This window comes from Pseudomonas sp. (assembly GCF_049645325.1).
Lineage (GTDB): Bacteria > Pseudomonadota > Gammaproteobacteria > Pseudomonadales > Pseudomonadaceae > Aquipseudomonas.
In genome coordinates this window covers 1-3082 of record NZ_JBARTQ010000273.1, presented here as the reverse complement: position 1 = coordinate 3082, position 3082 = coordinate 1, and the positions used below count along the sequence as shown (strand labels likewise).

The 3082-nt window shown below is 61.3% G+C and carries 3 protein-coding genes and 1 pseudogene; all 4 read right to left on the bottom strand.

All coding sequences use genetic code 11. The annotated features are described in order from the left end of the window. Positions 1-86: 86 nt before the first annotated feature. On the bottom strand, positions 87-896 hold the full coding sequence (locus WBB95_RS11980) for an ABC transporter permease (protein WP_016977919.1): 810 nt from the start codon (positions 894-896) through the stop codon (positions 87-89). After that, a complete protein-coding gene (locus WBB95_RS11975) occupies positions 886-1815 on the bottom strand; it encodes an ABC transporter permease (protein ID WP_424487789.1) in 930 nt (309 codons plus the stop codon). Before WBB95_RS11975 ends, WBB95_RS11980 begins: the two co-directional genes overlap by 11 nt. Before the next feature lies 1 nt (position 1816). Further along, positions 1817-2851 carry an ABC transporter ATP-binding protein gene (locus WBB95_RS11970; RefSeq protein WP_424487788.1) on the bottom strand — a complete coding sequence of 345 codons (1035 nt, stop codon included), beginning with the start codon at positions 2849-2851 and terminating at the stop codon, positions 1817-1819. Then, positions 2848-3082: pseudogene (locus tag WBB95_RS11965) on the bottom strand (hypothetical protein); the annotation flags it as partial. The gene WBB95_RS11970 and the pseudogene WBB95_RS11965, both read right to left, overlap by 4 nt.

Genomic DNA, 3082 nt, shown 5'->3' with positions numbered 1-3082 from the left:
CATCAGATACAAATGTGTCAACTGACACACCGCATTCGCGAGCAAGCCCGCTCCCACATTTGAACCGCGTTCCTCCAATCGCACAGTTATTTACCGCCACTCCCCGCCACGCTTTCACCGCCGCGGGTCAGGTAATAGGCACCCAGAATCGGGAACATCGTCACCAGCATCACCAGCATCGCCACCACGTTGGTCACCGGCACATCCCGTGGGCGGCTCAACTGGTTGAGCAGCCACAGCGGCAAGGTGCGCTCGTGGCCGGCGGTGAAGGTGGTGACGATGATTTCGTCAAACGACAGCGCGAACGCGAGCATGCCGCCCGCCAGCAGCGCCGAGCCGAGGTTGGGCATGATGATGTAGCGAAAGGTCTGCCAGCCGTCGGCGCCCAGGTCCATCGAGGCTTCGATCAGGCTGTGGGAAGTGCGGCGCAGGCGCGCGATCACGTTGTTGTAGACGATCACCACGCAGAAGGTCGCGTGGCCGACGATGATGGTGAACATCCCCGGCTCAATGCCCAGCGTCTTGAAGGTTGCCAGCAGCGCGATACCGGTGATGATCCCCGGCAACGCAATCGGCAGAATCAACATCAGCGACACGCCTTGTTTGCCGAAGAACTCACGGCGATACAACGCGGCCGAAGCCAATGTGCCGAGCACCATGGCAATCAAGGTGGCAATAGCTGCGATCTGCAGCGACAGCTTGATCGCTTCCAGCACGTCCGGCCGGGCGAAGGCCACGCTGAACCACTTCAGGGTGAAACCCTGCGGCGGAAAGCTGAACGCGGCTTCTTCGGTGTTGAAGGCATAGAGGAAGATGATCAGGATCGGGAAGTGCAAAAACACCAACCCGCCCCAGGCTGCGATCTTCAAGCCTATAGACGATTTCTCAGAGTGCATCGAAGGCCCCCAGGCGTTTGACGATGGAGAGGTAAACCGCGATCAGCACGATCGGCACCAGGGTGAACGCTGCGGCCATGGGCATGTTGCCGATGGCGCCTTGCTGGGCGTACACCATGCCGCCGACGAAATAACCCGGCGGGCCCACCAGTTGCGGCACGATGAAATCGCCCAGGGTCAGCGAAAACGTGAAGATCGAACCGGCCGCGATCCCCGGAATCGACAGCGGCAGAATCACCTGCATGAAGGTCTGGCGCGGTTTGGCACCGAGGTCGGCCGAGGCTTGCAGCAGCGACGGCGGCAAACGCTCAAGCGAGGCCTGGATCGGCAAAATCATGAACGGCAGCCAGATATAGACGAACACCATGAACCGCCCCAGGTGCGAGGTGCTCAAGGTGCTGCCGCCCACGCCGGGAATGCCCAGCACCCACTGCAACACCGGCTCCAGGCCCAAGTGCTGCACGAACCACTGCGCCACGCCGCCCTTGGCCAGCAGCAAGGTCCAGGCATACGCCTTGACGATATAGCTGGCCCACATCGGCATCATCACCGCGATGTAGAAAAACGCCTTGGTCTTGCCCGTGGTGTAGCGCGCCATGTAGTAGGCGATGGGAAAGGCCACCACGGCACTGGCGATAGACACCACGATGGCCATGCTCAAGGTGCGCACGATGATGTCGAAGTTCGACGGCTGGAACAGCGCGGCGAAGTTGGCCAGGGTCAGGTCCGGCGTGACCGCCATGGTGAAGTCGTCGAAGGTGTAGAAACCTTGCCATAACAGGGTCAGCAGCGAGCCGAGGTAAATCGCGCCGAACCAGATCAGCGGCGGTATCAACAGCATCGCCAGGTACAGGTTGGGCTTGCGGTACAGCAGGTTGGAAAACCTGCGCATCGGCGGTTGGGAAAGGGCCAGGCTCATGTCACACCTCGCCTGCGCTGTCGGTCAGCGCCGTCATGGCTTCCCGCGCCCAGCGGGCGGTGATCGACTGGCCGACCTGATGGCCGCTGCTGATGTCCAGCCACTGGTTGTTCGCCTGGCTGATGTTCAGCGCCTGGCCGTTTTCCAGTTTCAGTTCATAGCGGGTGGCGCTGCCCTGGTACTGGATGTCGTGCAGCAAGCCGCTGATTTCGACTTCACCGGCGCCCAGCGGGCCGTCGGCAAAACGCACGTGTTCCGGGCGGATCGAGAATGGCTGCGCACTGCCGCTGAGGCGTTGGGCCAACTCGCCGCGAATCACGTTGGAGGTGCCGACGAATTCAGCCACGAACGAGGTGGCGGGCTTCATGTACAGGTTGCGCGGGGTGTCGACCTGTTCGATGCGGCCCTTGTTGAACACGGCCACACGGTCGGACATCGACAGCGCTTCGGTCTGGTCATGGGTGACGAAAATGAAGGTGATGCCGAGCTGGCGTTGCAGCTTTTTCAGCTCGCTCTGCATCTGCTCGCGCAGCTTCAGATCCAGCGCGCCCAGGGGCTCGTCGAGCAGCAACACGCGCGGACGATTGACCAGCGCGCGGGCCAACGCCACCCGTTGGCGCTGGCCACCGGAAAGCTGCACCGGCTTGCGTTCGCCATAACCGCCGAGGGCGACCATGCCCAAGGCTTCTTCGGCGCGGTTCAGGCGTTCAGCCTTGCCGACGCCTTTGACCTTGAGGCCATAGGCGACGTTGTCGCGCACATTCATATGCGGGAACAGCGCGTAATCCTGAAACACAGTGTTTACATCGCGCTGGTACGGCGGCAAGCCGGCGGCTTCCTCGCCATGAATCCGGATCGAGCCTGCGCTCGGCTGCTCGAACCCGGCAATCAGGCGCAGGCACGTGGTTTTGCCCGAGCCGGAAGGGCCGAGCATGGAAAAGAACTCACCGTCCTGGATATCGATGGAAACCCGGTCAACGGCTTTCACTTCGCCGAACTGACGGGAAACGTGGGTGAATTGGACTGCAAGCGTCATGGTGCGGTGCTCCAAAAAGGCGCGGGTCGTCGCAGCGGCCCGGCCTGGACTTCTGAAAAAAACAATGCGGTGCTGAATTCGACTCGGTCCAACTGTGAGAAGGGCTTTTGTGTGGGAGCTGGCTTGCCTGCGATGGCATCAACTGGGTGTACCTGAAAGATCGAGGTGCCTGCATCGCAGGCAAGCCAGATCCCACAGAAAGGCAAATTTTTGAAACCATTAGGCCGAACT

Bases quoted from the DNA above. Each gene is read 5' to 3' on its own strand.
- WBB95_RS11980 (WP_016977919.1), bottom strand. From the start codon at position 896: ATGCACTCTGAGAAATCGTCTATAGGCTTGAAGATCGCAGCCTGGGGC.
- WBB95_RS11975 (WP_424487789.1), bottom strand. From the start codon at position 1,815: ATGAGCCTGGCCCTTTCCCAACCGCCGATGCGCAGGTTTTCCAACCTG.
- WBB95_RS11970 (WP_424487788.1), bottom strand. From the start codon at position 2,851: ATGACGCTTGCAGTCCAATTCACCCACGTTTCCCGTCAGTTCGGCGAA.